Origin of the sequence: Streptomyces sp., assembly GCF_050698815.1 — a bacterium.
In the GTDB taxonomy this organism is placed as follows: domain Bacteria; phylum Actinomycetota; class Actinomycetes; order Streptomycetales; family Streptomycetaceae; genus Streptomyces.
In genome coordinates this window covers 1-13,739 of record NZ_JBOHCV010000228.1, presented here as the reverse complement: position 1 = coordinate 13,739, position 13,739 = coordinate 1, and the positions used below count along the sequence as shown (strand labels likewise).

The 13,739-nt window shown below is 70.8% G+C and carries 9 protein-coding genes and 1 pseudogene; 3 read left to right on the top strand and 7 right to left on the bottom strand.

Going from position 1 to position 13,739, the window contains the following annotated elements; translation table 11 throughout:
• Nucleotides 1–92: 92 nt before the first annotated feature.
• The 5 genes from ACRDP3_RS08375 to ACRDP3_RS08355 all read right to left on the bottom strand — a co-directional run bounded on the left by ACRDP3_RS08375 (nucleotide 93) and on the right by ACRDP3_RS08355 (nucleotide 5,975).
• Nucleotides 93–878, bottom strand: coding sequence for a leucyl/phenylalanyl-tRNA--protein transferase (locus ACRDP3_RS08375; RefSeq protein WP_431516214.1), 786 nt, complete (start codon nucleotides 876–878; stop codon nucleotides 93–95).
• A gap of 7 nt (nucleotides 879–885) precedes the next feature.
• Entirely contained in the window at nucleotides 886–3,978 is a 3,093-nt protein-coding gene (locus ACRDP3_RS08370) for an amino acid adenylation domain-containing protein (RefSeq protein ID WP_431516213.1), read from the bottom strand.
• A gap of 418 nt (nucleotides 3,979–4,396) precedes the next feature.
• Nucleotides 4,397–5,002, bottom strand: coding sequence for a DUF305 domain-containing protein (locus ACRDP3_RS08365; RefSeq protein ID WP_431516212.1), 606 nt, complete (start codon nucleotides 5,000–5,002; stop codon nucleotides 4,397–4,399).
• A gap of 85 nt (nucleotides 5,003–5,087) precedes the next feature.
• Nucleotides 5,088–5,615 carry a DUF6153 family protein gene (locus ACRDP3_RS08360; protein WP_431516211.1) on the bottom strand — a complete coding sequence of 176 codons (528 nt, stop codon included), beginning with the start codon at nucleotides 5,613–5,615 and terminating at the stop codon, nucleotides 5,088–5,090.
• Nucleotides 5,616–5,681: 66 nt separating this feature from the next.
• Nucleotides 5,682–5,975, bottom strand: coding sequence for a heavy-metal-associated domain-containing protein (locus tag ACRDP3_RS08355; RefSeq protein ID WP_431516210.1), 294 nt, complete (start codon nucleotides 5,973–5,975; stop codon nucleotides 5,682–5,684).
• Nucleotides 5,976–6,256: 281 nt separating this feature from the next.
• Between ACRDP3_RS08355 and ACRDP3_RS08350 the strand changes: the two genes are divergently transcribed.
• The gene (locus ACRDP3_RS08350; protein ID WP_431516209.1) at nucleotides 6,257–9,013 is read left to right on the top strand and encodes an ATP-binding protein; all 2,757 of its coding nucleotides are present in this window, start codon (nucleotides 6,257–6,259) and stop codon (nucleotides 9,011–9,013) included.
• 83 nt (nucleotides 9,014–9,096) lie between these two features.
• Here the strand turns inward: ACRDP3_RS08350 and ACRDP3_RS08345 are convergent, their stop codons facing one another.
• Together ACRDP3_RS08345 and ACRDP3_RS08340 are read right to left on the bottom strand one after the other, a co-directional pair.
• The gene (locus ACRDP3_RS08345) at nucleotides 9,097–9,645 is read right to left on the bottom strand and encodes a hypothetical protein (protein ID WP_431516208.1); all 549 of its coding nucleotides are present in this window, start codon (nucleotides 9,643–9,645) and stop codon (nucleotides 9,097–9,099) included.
• Between the two features lie 213 nt (nucleotides 9,646–9,858).
• Entirely contained in the window at nucleotides 9,859–11,634 is a 1,776-nt protein-coding gene (locus tag ACRDP3_RS08340) for a LamG-like jellyroll fold domain-containing protein (protein ID WP_431516207.1), read from the bottom strand.
• A 541-nt stretch (nucleotides 11,635–12,175) separates the two neighbouring features.
• Here ACRDP3_RS08340 and ACRDP3_RS08335 point away from each other — a divergent pair.
• Together ACRDP3_RS08335 and ACRDP3_RS08330 are read left to right on the top strand one after the other, a co-directional pair.
• Nucleotides 12,176–13,264, top strand: a complete 1,089-nt coding sequence (locus ACRDP3_RS08335) for a class I SAM-dependent methyltransferase (protein ID WP_431516206.1) — start codon at nucleotides 12,176–12,178, stop codon at nucleotides 13,262–13,264.
• 220 nt (nucleotides 13,265–13,484) lie between these two features.
• Nucleotides 13,485–13,739, top strand: a pseudogene (locus ACRDP3_RS08330) (ATP-binding protein); the annotation flags it as partial.

Sequence of the window (13,739 nt, the reverse complement as noted above, 5' to 3'; positions counted from 1 at the left end):
GGCGGTGCCGGTGTCGGACATGGCAACTCTCCAATGCTGACGCCGTGTTGTAACGAGCAGCGTGCGACGCGCGGCGTACGGCGTCGTCGGCGTCACTCGGCCAGTCGGCGGGCGGGCAGCGGTCCGGTGGGGATGGACGGGCCCTCGGCGGAAACGCGGAGCATCGTGACGTACCGCGCCCGGGGCACGGGCCGGGCGCCCAGCAGCCTGGCGTGGTCGCCGTCGTGCTGGACGTCTATGGCGACGCCTCCCACCCCGGCGAAGCGCCGCGTCAGGTCCGCGACGGCGACCTTGGCCGCCCCGCTGCGCAGGGTGAACTGCGAGTCGGCGCTGAAGACGGTTCCGGTCCGTATTCCGAACGTTCCGCCGATGAGTTCGTCGCCGTCCCAGACCTCCACGCTGTGGGCGTGTCCGCGCTCGTGCAGGCGGCACAGACTTGCCAGCAGCTCGTCGGTGAGCCATCGCTGTGGGCGATCCGCGCGGCACTGGCGGACCACCCGCTCGAAACAGGTGTCCACCGTGGTCGTCCAGTTCGTCCTGTTGCGCAGCTGCTGGCGCAGGCTTCGCTGGATACGGGCCCCCTCGACCAGGATGAGCGGCCGCGGGTCCGGCGAACACCACGCGACGGCGTAGGGCTCAGCGGAGCCGGCCAGCAGCTTCACATGCCCGGCCTCCACCTGTGACCCGTAGGTCATCTCGTTGAGCAGCTGGTGTTCGACGGTGTCGGCGGGGAAGGGGTATAAGCCCTGCCGGTAGGCGTCCAGCAGGTTCTGCGGGCTCAGGTCGTCGCCGAAAGCGACCGGACCGTCGGCGGGGGCCGCCGCGAGGTCCAACGATTCCCACGGCGACCCGGGGCGGGTCAGAGCCGGATTCGTCATATCCACCTCACAGGAAGTCGATGGCTGTCAGGTACCGGATGTAGCGGTCGAGCATCTCGGAGTCGACCGGCGGGATCTCGATGCCGCTGCCGCGCAGGGCGGCGTCCACGTTGTCCCGGGAGAAGGTGGGGAAGGTCGACTCCAGGTACATCTCCGCCACGCTCATCTCCCCTGTGGAACAGCGGTCGATGAAGAGCGGCGCGAACGGCGTCATGGGATGTCCCGGCTGTTCGACGGCGGTCTTGACCACCTGCTCCAGCCACTCGTCCCAGGGCACGTCGCGGATCGTGTGGCCGTGCGCGCGCAGCCGCTCGGTGAGGACCGCGACGTTCGCCTTCCCGGGATTGGTGAGGTGATAGACCTCGCCCGTCGGCAGCGCTCGCGAGGCGATGTGCGCCACCGCGGCCGCGTAACAGTCCACCGGTGTGTAGTCCAGCGGCAGTTCGGCGACCGGCGAGGTCCCGGTGTCGACGATGAACTTCTTCATCGCACACATCTCCGTCGCCGTGTTCCAGGCACCCCTCTCGCGGTCGCCGGAGATGTCGGCGGCACGGTAGACGGCCACCGGCAGGCCTTCCTGCGCCGCGTTCCGCAGCATCACCTCCGCGACCCACTTGCTCTCGACGTAGCCGACGGACAGATGGTCGGCGTGCGAGGGCGGAGTCTGCTCGGTGACGTGGCGGACTCCCGCGGTCCCGAATCCCGAGATCACCGCCATCGTGGAGATGTAGTGGACAGGAGCATTCCGGTACCGGCCGGCCATGCGGATGATCTCCCGGGTGCCCTCGACGTTGGCCGGACGCATGTGTGAGTAGGGATAGATGAAGTTGACGAGGCCGCCGGGATGGTGGATGACGTCGACGAGGCCGGCGAGCCGGTCGAAGTCCTCTTCCGACAGGCCGAGCCGGGGCTCGGCCAGGTCACCCGGCACCGCGACGATCCGTCCGGACGCGCGGTATCCGGCCAGCTCGTCCTGGAAGTAGTGGCGCGCGTTCGCCTGGATGCGCTGCATCGCCTGATCGCGCTGATCCGCCCGGACGAGGCAGTGCACGGTCGCGTCGGTGGTGGTCAGCAGCTCCCGCAGCAGGTAGATCCCGAGGAAACCGGTGGCCCCGGTGAGGAAGACGTGCGCCGGGTTCCGCCAGGAGGCCGGATCGGCCGGAGTGCGCTGAAGGGGGACGCCCACCGCGGCCTCGGCCTCGAAATCCACCCGCCGCGTGTTGTCACCGGCGAGCGTTCCCGCCCTGGCCGACTCGACCGCGACGGCGAAGCTGCGGAGTGTGGCGTCCTCGAGCAGCAGCCTGATCAGGGGACGTACCTGGGTGATCAGGATGCCGAGGGTGGCCCGGACCTTGGCCAGCAGTTCGGCGGCCAGCATCGAATTGCCGCCCAGGTCGAAGAAGTTGTCCTCGGGCTGGACGACGTCCCGGTCCAGAACCTGGCACCACAGGCCGGCGACGGCCCGTTCGACCAGACCGGTGCCCGGCTCCTGGCCGCTCTCCGTGGGTGGGGACTCCGCTGTCGCTCCCGTCGCTCCCCCCGTTCCGGTGGCTTCGTGGTCCGGCTCGGGCAGCGCCTCGAGATCGATCTTGCCGTTGGTCTTCACCGGCATCGCGGTGATCTCGACGAATGCCGCCGGGACCATGTAGGCGGGCAGGCGGTCCGCGGCGAACGCGCGCAGGTCCCGCCGGCTGAGCGGGTGCGCGGCCGTACGTGCGGCGGTGCAGTAGGCGGCGATCTCCAGTTCGCCATTGCGGCGGTAGGGCTTCACCGCGACGTCGTCGACCAGCTCGTGGGCGGCGAGGGCCGCTTCGATCTCGGCCGGTTCGACGCGGAACCCGCGAATCTTGAGCTGCCGGTCCGCCCGGCCGACGACCTCCAGGTTCCCCTCGGGTGTCCAGCCGCCCAGGTCGCCGGTGCGGTACATCCGCCTCCCGGTCTGTTCCCCGGCCTGTTCCCCGGTCTGCTCGGGGAAGGGGTCCGGCAGGAACCGGGTCCGGCCGGAAGCCTCTTCGGCGAGATAGCCGCGCGCGACGCCGGGCCCGGCGATCCAGATCTCTCCCTGCCGGCCGGGCGCGACCGGTCGCATGTTCTCGTCCAGTACGTGGACGACCGTGTGCGGCAACGGCCTGCCGACCGGGGCCGCGCCGCCTTCGGGCAGCACCTGCGGGGTGATCTCCATCGTGCACGAGGTGATCGTCGTCTCGGTCAGTCCGTAGGCGTTGACCAGTCGCGAGCCCGGCATGACGCGGAGCGCGGTCCGGCAGTCCTCCGCGTACACCGCACTGCCGCCCACGATCGTGAGCCGTACCGGCAGCTCGGCCGGCTTGCGAGCGAGTTCGGACAGGAAAGCGCGCCAGTAGGGCGGGGTCAGGTCCATGACCGTGACGTCGCGTTCGACCAGTCGGTCGGGCAGCTCGCTCGGCGCCCAGCCGAGGTCCGGCAGGACGAGCGTCGCACCGTTCAGCAGGGTGACGAAGATCTGCTCGATGGACGTGTCGAAGGAGACCGCCGCGAACTGCAGGACCCGGTCGTCCGGGCCGATCCCGTACCGCTCGTTGATCTGGCCGCACAGATAGGCGAGGGATGCGTGATCAACCCTGACCCCCTTCGGGATGCCGGTCGATCCGGAGGTGTAGACGATGTACGCGGAGTCCGATCCTTCGACCGCGGTCTTGAGGGGGCCGGTCGGACACCCCGCGGTGGCCCCCGCGTCCGCGGTGAGGGCCGGTACCGGGAGAGCGGCAAAGCGGTGCAGGCTGTCCGGGCGGGTGATGACCGCCTCGCAGCCGGCCTCCTTGACGAACGCCGCCATCCGGTGGTCGGGCACTCCGGGTTCCACCGGCAGGTATGTCGCGCCTGCCTTCAGCGTCGCGAGTAAGGACACGATCAGGTCGGCCGAACGCTCCAGATGGATCATGATCACCGAGTGGCGGCCGATGCCGTGTCCTCGGAGGTGGTGCGCGAGCTGGTTCGCCCGCTCGTCGAGCTCCGTATAGCTGATCTGCTGATCGTCGTGGTCCACCGCGATGGCGTCCCGTCGCGCCGCCGCGCAGGCGGCGAAACGGTCGTGGACGAACGAATTCCCGTGGATGCGCATGGGTCTCCTCGGTCCAGAGCAGAGTAGGAACGCTGATTCAGGTTCCAGCGGTCCAAGGGGCAGGCCGAGGGCTCCGGCTCGGGCAGACCGAGCGTTCTCGTGAGTCCCCGTCGGCGGGCCCGTACTTGCTTGGTCGATCCTCCCCAATGGACAGGTTGTCGGGGGGCGACGTACGTCGGCTGCGCGTGACAGCTCTGTCGTCCAACTCTGCCTCAGGCTCGGGTACTTGAGTCGATCTTTGCCGTTCCGTTTCCCGAGAAAACCCTACCGGGGTAGCCATTGTCAACGGGGTCGACGGGAAGTTCACGAGAGGGTCACGGCCGCTGGCGGGGGTGACGAGAGACGAGCCCGGAGTCACGTACCGGCCCCGGAGGGGGACCGCGCCCCGTGGGCGCGATCCCCCCTGGACCCAATTCCGCTACGAGCCGAGCAGGCCCTTCATCTTCTTGATCTCGGCGGTCTGCGAGTCGGCGATGTCCCCGGCCATGTCCTTGGCGGGGCGGTAAGAGCCCTTGGACTTCTCCGTGTTGGCCATGGTGACGGCACCCTCGTGATGTTCCGTCATCATCTTCAGGAAGGCGTCGTCGAACTCCTTGCCGGAGGCCTTCTTCAACTCGGCCATGTCCTCCGGCTTCATCATCCCGGGCATGCCGTGTCCGGAGTGCTCCATCCCGGCCGGGGGGACCTCCTCCTTCCAGGACTTCAGCCATCCGGACATCTTCTCGATCTCCGGCGCCTGCGCCTTCTCGATGTCCCGGGAGAGGGCCTTCACCTTCGGTGAGGAGGCGCGGGAGGCGGCGAGTTCGGTCATCTCCACGGCCTGCCGGTGGTGCGGGATCATGCCCTTCGCGAAGGACACGTCGGCGGCGTTGTGCTTGCCCTTCGCGGCAGGGGCCGAGGAGGACTTCTTGCCGTGGTGTCCGCCGGCGCTGTCGTCGCCGCCACAGGCGGTGAGGACGAGCGCGGCGGTCACGCCGGCCGCGAGCGCGGCGGCAGCGCGGGCGGGGGAACGGTGTGCGGTCATGATGATGCTGCTCCTGCGTCAGAGAAGTGATGATGTGCGCGCCGGACACGGCGCCGGCCCGTAGGCCCGGCACCGTGGGGCGCGGCTATATACGCAGGAGCTGGAGTTGGGACAGCGAGGGTGGCGCCCGTTCCGTGGCGGTGGCCGGGGTACTCCGGACCCGGGGCGCGTGGGAGTCGGCGGCGGCACCACTGGGAGCGGGTGCGGCCAGTGCCGGACCACCGCTGACCCCGCTCGCCGCGCAGGTGGCGTCGGCGTGGTCGAGGTGGCCGCCGCCACCGCTGTCGCCGTAACCGCGGTGATGGCACGCGGTTTCCGCCGCGTGCGGAGGCTGGTGGCCGGTGGCCTCGGCGGTCATGGCCGCGGTGTGTGCGGCGGCAGGGTGCGCCGCGGCGGTGTGAGCGGCCGCGGCGTGTGCTCCGGCGGGGCGTACCCCGGCGTCGTGTACGGCGTGGCCGCCCGCCGCCGGCCCGGCCCGTTCATGGTGGGCCGTGGGGGCGGGCGCAGGCTCGAGGGCGTGCATGGCGACCAGCCCCGTCAGCACCGTCATGACCAGCACTGCGCAGGCACGGGCCGCTACGGCGAAGCGGAGCGTGCGTGCGGAAGCGGTCATGTGGTCACCCTACGGTTCGGGATTCCGCGCGTCGGGCGAACCCTGTCGCGGGAGCGCGGCCGGGCGTCAGACGCGGCCGGCGAGTTCGTAGCCGGCGTCGTCGATCACTTCGGCCACGATCACGTCGTCCAGGTCGGTGTCGGAGGTGACGGTGACGCGGCCGGCGTCCAGATCCACCTTCACGTCGCTCACGCCGTCCAGCCCGTCGAGCGCCTTGGTGACACTGCTCACACAGTGGCCACAGGTCATGCCGGTGACGGCGTAGACGGTGCTGGACGCCGCCGTGTCGGATGATCCGGCGCTGGAGTCGCAGCTGCCGTCAGTGGTGCAGCAGGACGTGGTGGCGGGGTTTTCCGTCATGGATTACTCCAGAGAGAACAGTCATCGCGTGGACCAATACCCCGAGGGGCATCTGCATTGTCGTTTTCATATATACCCCCTCCCCGTACCGGTTTGCAAGCCGCGCCCGTCCGGGCAGCGCGTCCGCTCGCGATCACATGAGGGCGATGGCGACCAGATCTGGTCCGAACATGCGCATACGTGATAGGCAGCGAACACCGGCGGTCAGTGGCACGCTCGTCCTTGCGTGACCGGCTCGGCACGGCGGGGAGTTCGTGACGACTGCGAGGAGCGGCCCTCTCGTGTGCGAACGAGCGTGGGAGCGGCAGTTGACGTGCGCGCTGGCCGGCGCCGGGCGGGAGCCTGCGCTGCTGCTGGTCGACGGCGCCGCCGGGATGGGGAAGAGCAGGCTGGTGCGCCGGCTGCTGGAGCTTCCACAGGCGCGGGCCGTGGCACGGCTGGTCGTCTCCTTCCAGGCTTCCGGCACCCTCGTCATCGCTGACCGGGTCGCCCCGGAGCCCCAGGTCGCGGCGCCGGACGCGTACCAGGCACTCGAAGCGTCGCTCGCCTCGGTGCGTCCCGTCCTGCTGATCGCGGAAGACGTCCACCACGCCGACGACCACTGTCTGCGGCTGCTGCGCGGCCTGTTGGCCGAGCCGCCGGAGCGGTTCGCTGCGGTGCTGACGTACCGGCCGGAGCAATTGGTCCGGCCGGGGCTGCCGTTGGGGCGGGCCGTGGACTACCCGGCGCGGCTGTCGGTGGCGCGGTGGGGGCTGGAGCCGCTGGCGGAGGGGGACGTACGCGGTGTCGCCGGAGAGTTGCTGGGTGCGGAGCGCTGTCCGCAGGAGTTCGTGGCGCGGCTGCGTGAGCGCTCCGGCGGAATACCACAGGTGCTCGTCGACCTGCTGCGCATGCTGCGGGACGCGGGCGGCGGGCGGGAGCACTTCACCGCCGGCGACGTCGAGGAGGTGGGAGTGCCGGTGCGGCTGGCCGAGTCGGTGCTCGAGCGGGCATCGGCCCTGCCCGAGCGGTTCCGCCCGGTGGTGTGGGCGGCCGCGGTGCTGGGCGAGCCGGCCGGTGCGCAGGACCTGGCCGCCGTCGCGGGACTCGGCGACGACAGCGGGCACGCGGCGCTCGTCGCGGCGCTGGAGGGCTCCGCGCTGCGGGAGACCGGCGAGGGCCGGTACGGCTTCGCCATACCCCTGGAAGCCACCGTCGTGTACGGGGAGTTGCCCGGCCCGGTACGGGAGCGGCTGCACCACCGGGCGGCGGCGATGCTCGCCGCCCGTGAACCGGTGCCCTGGGCGCACATCGCCCGCCACTGGCGCAGCGGCGGCCGTACGGAGGACTGGCTGCGGGCCGCGGAGCACCTCGCCGACGGCGACGGCACTCTCAGCGAGGACGCGGCCGCTGTCGCTCTGCTGGAACAGGCGCTGGGCGTCGGCGGCATACCCCCGGAGCAGCGCGGGCGGCTGGCGCTGACGCTGGCCCGTGGCGCCATGCTCGGACTGCGGTCGGCGGGAACGGCACGGGTGCTGCGGAGAATGGTCGACGACCCGACGCTACCCGCCGCGGCACGCGGTGAGATACGGCTCGAACTCGGTCTGCTGCTGCACAACCAGAAGCGTCGCTTCGACGAGGGGCGTACGGAACTGCGCCGGGCCGCCGATGAGTTGGCCGAGCGGCCCGCGCTCGCCGTGCTGGCGATGGCGGCACTGGCGAACCCGTTCTTCCCCGGTGCTTCCCTGGCCGAGAACCTGACCTGGCTCAGGCGCGCCGAGGAAGCCGCCACCGCGTCGCGGGACGGCACCGCGCGCACGGCTGTCGCCGCGTGCCGGGCGACCGTACTGATGAACTCCGGCGACCCCGAAGCCTGGCGACTGGTGGCGCGCCTGCCCCGGAACAGCCCCGACCGGGCCGGCCGTCAGCAGGTGGCACGGGCCCTGTGCAACACCGCGAACGGCGCCGTGTATCTCGGCCACTACCGGCGGGCCGATGAACTGCTGGCAGAGGGCGTCGAGTTGGCCGCCCTCAGCGGCGCGCCGTTCCTCGAACGGGTCGGGCGCGGCACCGCCCTGTACCACGACTGGCTGACGGGCCGCTGGGAAGGTCTGGCCCAGCGGTGTACGGGCCTGGTGGCCGAGGACGGCATAGCGAGCGACGCCCGTACGGTGCTGGCCCTGCTGGCCCTGGCGAAGGGGGAATGGGCCGCGGCGCAGACCTGGCTCCCCCAGAGCGGCCCGCCGTCGGCAGAGGCCTGCGAAGCCCCGGTCGCCGCCACGGCGGCGGGTGCTCGCATCCGGCTGCTGCTGGCCCGGAGGCACATCGAGTCCGCCGCCGCGGCCGCCGGGTCGGCCTGGGCGGAGCTCGGCCGGAAGGGGGTGTGGGTCTGGGGCGCCGAGCTGGCGCCGTGGGCGGTCGAGGCCCATGTCCGCGCGGGGCAGCGGCAGTTGGCGCGGGAACTGGTGGCCGAGTTCGCGGCCGGCCTGACCGGACGGGACGCCCCGTCGGCGTGGGCGGCGCTGCTGTGGTGCGAGGCCGTACTCGCGGAGGCGGACGGTGAGCCGGCGGAGGCGCTGGCGCGGTTCCGGGAGGCGGGCGCGGCATACGCCCGGCTTCCGCACCCCTATGCACGGGCCCTGATGACCGAGGGCGCCGGCCGCTGCGCGTTCGTGCTGGGCAGCGGGGTGGACGCCGCCGCCCGGGAACTCACCGGCTGCGTGGAGCAGCTGACCGAGCTCGGCGCGGTCTGGGACGCCGCCCGCGTTCGGGCGACCCTGCGCGCCCACCACCCCGCCGCACGGCGGCCGCCCGGCCGCCCGTCGTACGCCGAGCGGATGTCCCCGCGCGAGGGGGAGGTCGCCGAACTGGCCGCCACCGGGCTCACCAACCGCGAGATCGCGGCCACGCTGCACCTGTCTCCGCGCACGGTGGAGCAGCACATCGCGCGGGCGATGCGCAAGCTCGGCATCAACTCCCGGCATGGCCTGGCGGCCGCGGCACAGGCGTTACGCCGGCGGGCCGGCCGTGATGACGGTCCGTCGGCCAGGATCGGCTGACGCGCCCCCTCATCCCCGCCCGGGCGTACGCGAAAACGGGCCGACCGCGTACACGGTCGGCCCGCCCCCGAGCGAAATGCCCGTCAGCACATCGTCGGTCGCATGATTTCGTAGTCGCTGCCCCAGTTCGCGCAACCGGCGGCGGAGTGGCCATACCAGTTGTGCCCGAACTCGTGCGCGGCGAGCAGGCCGAAGTCACTCACCAGGGTGGACAGCATGATCCGGTCGCCCTGGCCCCAGTTGCAGCCCACGACGTTGCCGCCACCGCAGCCCTGGACGTAGCCGCCGGTGCACTCCACCGGTGTGCCGCTGGAGGAGGTCTCCGTGCCGCCGCCCCACCAGTTGGCACCCTGGCGGATCGAGCTCTCGTAACCGCTGCAGGAGGACGTGATGTGGTAACTCCAGGCCGGTTCCCGTGCGTCGCGCTTGCCGGCGTCCGGCGGTGCGAGGTCGGTGAGGTCGCCGGTCTTGAAGCCCTCGGGGGCGGGGTCCCCCGAGATCTGCGCGGACTGGGCCGCGGCGGGACGTGCGGTGTCACCCAACTCGCCGGCGCTGGCCGAGACCGGGAAGGCGAAGACCAGGGCGAAGACCAGGGCAGCAGCCCCGGACAGTCTTCGAATAAGCGTGGGCATGACAATCCTCCTGGTGTGGGGGGGCGGGCCCGACTCGCAAGCCCGTAGGCCGAACGCCAGGAAAGTACTCACGGATTCGGTGCGTGCCTATCCGGGTCCGCAGACATACGGATACGCAAGAAACCCCCGTACGCGGCCGACGGCGGCCCGGGCAGGCTCGGTCAGGCCCGGCTCGGTCAGGGCAGGGCTCGGCCGGGGGTGCTCCTGTGGATGTCAGCCGGCGAGGGCTTCCGCTTCCGCGCTGGAGAGGGCCCTGGAGTAGGCCCGCACCTCGTCGATGGAGCCCGTGAATCCCTGGATGAGGTTCTCCCCCCACAGCGCGCGGCCCGCGGCGAAGTCCCCCTCCGCCCGCCAGTCCCTGGAGTGTTCGGACGTGTCCTCGAGGCTGCCGTCGACGAACAGGCGGAGCTCGTCCTCAGGGTCGTCGTAGACGCCGGTCAGGTGTGTCCATCTACCCGTCTCGGCACTGGATTCCGAGACGGCCTCGTCCTTGTCCGAATCGGTGGAGTCCTCGTCGCGCACGGCCATCGCCCACCGGCCGGCCTCCGCGTCGTACTGGAGCGAGAACCCGCTGATCCTGGATCCGTCCTGACTCAGCACGGTCTGGAACCCGTCGCTGTCCCGCAGCTTGACCCGGGCGGAGACGGAGAAACTCTCGTTGGTGTCGACCACGACGTCGTGCGTCGCCACGGACTGCCGTCCGTCGAGGACCACTCCCCCCTGCGACGCTTTCGGAAGGGGATCGCCGAGCAGTGTCCCATCGCTGCCGTTCCCCGAACTGTCCTCCGTCACCGTGCCGTTGACCTCATCGAACAGCCACTCCACGGCAGCACCCCGGACAGGAGGGCGGCCGGTCGCGCTCGGAGGGGGCGGCGGCGTCCGGGTCGCCGTGACGGTCGAGGTGGCCGTAGCGGTGGCGGTGGCCGTCGTACGGGACGGGCCGGGCGTCGCGGGCGCCGGTGGACCGCTCCGCTCAGGTGCCGAGTCATTGCCTTGCGGCGACCCCGGACCCAGCTGAGCGGAGTAGGCGAGGGCGAGCGCGAGGGAGCACAGACCGATGAGCGCGGCGCTCCGCACCAGGCGGTCGGCGCGTCGCCTGGTCCCGTTCCGCGGCCTGGGACGGGCGGTCACGTCCAGCAGGGGCGGGAGTTCTTCGGCGGTCGCTTCGGTGGTCGCTTCGCGGCCCTCCCCTGCCGCGCCACGGGCGGCGTACTCCACACCTCCCCAGGGCAGCAGTGCTTCGGCCAGGAGCGCTCCGCGGTCGACGTGCATGCGCTCCAGGTCGGCGACAGCCCGCGAGCAGTACGCACACCCCTCCAGGTGCGGGACGAGATCCGCCGCGGCGTCGATGGACTTGTGGTCCGCGTAGGCCAGCACCATCCGGTGGAAGCGCCGGCACGCGTCGTCCACCATCCCGTCCTGGTGGATCTGGACGTAGGAGTGGTAGAACTCCCCGCGCGCACGCCTGTTGAGCAGGGCCGCCTCCTCGACCGCCACGCCTTCGGCCCGCGCGCCCTCGGCCCGCGCACCGAGCAGCCGGTCGATCCACGCGCTCTCGTCGTGCTCGACGGCGTCGTGCCACAGCACCGTCCGGCTACGGTCCGGCAGGCTCTCGAAGGCCCGCGCCACCACGGAGCCCCCGCGTTTCTCCGCGGCGTGTGCGTCTGCCTCGGCCCAGGCGGCCAAGTCGGGGTGCAGCACGCTCTGCCGGCCGGTCACCGCCCAGCCCGCCGCTGTACGCAGCACCGTGGACAGGGCATGCGGACGCAGGGCACCGGTGGGACTGCCGTCCTCCCGCCTCAGTGCCTGTTCCCATGCCTGCCGGGCGAGTTCATCAGCAGCGGGAGGGTCGAGCACGCAGGCCGACGCGAAGGCCCGTACGGACCGCAGGTGGCGCTGCTCCAGCTTCCGGCGCGCAGGGAGGGCCCCCTGGCCACCTCCTCGTACGAGCCGGAGCAGTTCGGCGTCCGACAGGCGCGCGCATTCCATCCGTCCTTCAATCCCCCGGCGCGTCACGGCGTCTCTCTCACGAGAGAGACGAGTGCTTCCCGTGCAGGCTCTCGCGACCACGCCGGCGCCCGTACCCACCTCAGCGAAAGATGACAAGAAAGCTGGTCAATACGCGTAGACCTGCTCGGGGCCACTTCGCGATCAGGACGAGCGTCGACCGGCCGCCGAGTCGGAAGATCTTGCGGAACCCGAGCACGCGCCCGCCACGCCACCGGCACGTCCGTTACGGAATGCGACCACTGCCCGTCGCGGCGTCACCGGATTCGCTTCCGCATTCCGGAACGAGGGCGATCCCATTCGACTCCCCGAACAGCCGGGAAGGCCCGGGCCGGACACGTGACGCCACCCTGCAAAGGTTCAACACACAGGGTCCATGGAATCGCTGGAAGAGCTCCAGCACCTTACTCGGGAGTATTCCGGAGTCGCCGGAGCGTTCCTCGAAATTTCCGGCCCAGAGGTATTTGAATGCGCCCTGACCTGGACGACACTGTGGACCGAAAGCCGTCCCGAGAGGTGAAGCATGGTGTCAGCCAAACGGGCCGTCGCACGTGCCGTGTACGGTTCGCGATTCGACCGCGTCCCATGGGAGCAGCGCGTCTACATAAGGCCGGGCGAGAGGATGGCGAGGGAGCTGCAATGGCGCGTGCTGTTGCGCAAGTCGCCGGTGATATCCCTCGACGAGTACCGCTCGCGGGTCAAGCTCGGCGCGATCGAGGAGTTCATCAGCTGCCACATGTGCGGCGAGTCCCGGCAGCAGCCCCTCTACGAGCCCGTCAAGACGAAGAGCAACGGCAAGAAGGCGTGGTCGTACCGGGTGGTCCGCTGCCCGTCGTGCGGCTTCCTCTACCGCAACCCCAACATCCTGCCCGAGCGGCTGGGTGACCTGTACTCCACGAACTACAGCACCTTCCTGACCGGTAACTACGCCGCGAACCGGCAGCGGCGCTACCGCCAGGCCATGGACGCGTTCACGCCGGTCTTCGCCGAGGGCGACAAGCGCCGGCTGCTCGACTTCGGCTGCGGAGCCGGTTATTTCCTGGAGCTGGCCGAGGAGCGCGGGTTCGACGCGACCGGCGTGGACCTCTCCCCCGACTCCGTCCAGCAGGCCAACGAACGGCTGACGTCGGCCACCGCCCACTTCGGGGCACCCGACGACGTGCCGGAGATCGCCGCGGGCGGCTTCGACGTGATCACCCTGTGGTCGGTGCTGGCACACCTGCCCCGCCCGGTGGAGGACTTCACCGGCTTCCGTAAGCTGCTCGGCCCCGGCGGGGTGCTGATGATCCTCACGGTCAACGCACAGTCGCTGCTGCTCAAGGCCCACGGCTCCAAGTGGAACGGCTTCACCAGAAACCACCTGATGTTCTACTCCCGGGAGACCGTGCCCCTGCTGCTGCGCCAGGCCGGGTTCGCGGGGGTGGCCTTCGAGCCGTTCTACGGCGACTCCATAGAGGCGGGCACGACCAGGCTGAGCGATGCGCACAGCAGCCGCCTCCGGCGCACCGTCGCCGCGAGCGACGGCGGCAACATGATGCGGGCTCTGGCCTTCGCCGACGAGGAGGCGATCCAGCGCTGGGGCGACGGCCGCCGGGTGCACCGCCTGATCTGATGCGGGTGACAGCTGCCCGCCCCGTTCCCGTGGTCGCGATCAGCCCTGTGACCAGCGGTGCCCGCTGCCCGCAGGGCTGGTCGCATCCGGAGGACACGAGGTGCGGGGACCATCGCACTCTTCCGGCGGTGCCCCGCCACCTACCGAAGAGCATGGATAGGTGCAGCAATAGTAACTACGCCTATCCATGACAAGGGGTGCGAGGGACAAGCCTTCGGAGATGTTCGACCGGGGCTTCGAGTGGTCCGAGCTGACCCGGTTCGTCAGCTACGCGGGCCGTGAGGCCACGCTGGGTGTCGTCGCCGGACGGCGGCGGCAGGGGAAGACGTTTCTCCTCGATGGGATCACCCGGGCCTCGGGCGGCTTCATGTTCACCGCCACCGAGACCACCGAGGCTGACGCGCTACGGCTGTTCGGCGAAGCCCTCGCCGCCCACTGTGACGAACCGGCCCCCTACCGTTTCGCCCACTGGGAC

Excerpts from the sequence above, each read along its gene's own strand:
- ACRDP3_RS08355 (WP_431516210.1), bottom strand. The coding sequence starts at position 5,975 with ATGACGGAAAACCCCGCCACCACGTCCTGCTGCACCACTGACGGCAGC.
- ACRDP3_RS08365 (WP_431516212.1), bottom strand. The coding sequence starts at position 5,002 with ATGACCGCACACCGTTCCCCCGCCCGCGCTGCCGCCGCGCTCGCGGCC.
- ACRDP3_RS08345 (WP_431516208.1), bottom strand. The coding sequence starts at position 9,645 with ATGCCCACGCTTATTCGAAGACTGTCCGGGGCTGCTGCCCTGGTCTTC.
- ACRDP3_RS08335 (WP_431516206.1), top strand. The coding sequence starts at position 12,176 with ATGGTGTCAGCCAAACGGGCCGTCGCACGTGCCGTGTACGGTTCGCGA.
- ACRDP3_RS08370 (WP_431516213.1), bottom strand. The coding sequence starts at position 3,978 with ATGCGCATCCACGGGAATTCGTTCGTCCACGACCGTTTCGCCGCCTGC.
- ACRDP3_RS08375 (WP_431516214.1), bottom strand. The coding sequence starts at position 878 with ATGACGAATCCGGCTCTGACCCGCCCCGGGTCGCCGTGGGAATCGTTG.
- ACRDP3_RS08340 (WP_431516207.1), bottom strand. The coding sequence starts at position 11,634 with ATGGAATGCGCGCGCCTGTCGGACGCCGAACTGCTCCGGCTCGTACGA.
- ACRDP3_RS08360 (WP_431516211.1), bottom strand. The coding sequence starts at position 5,615 with ATGACCGCTTCCGCACGCACGCTCCGCTTCGCCGTAGCGGCCCGTGCC.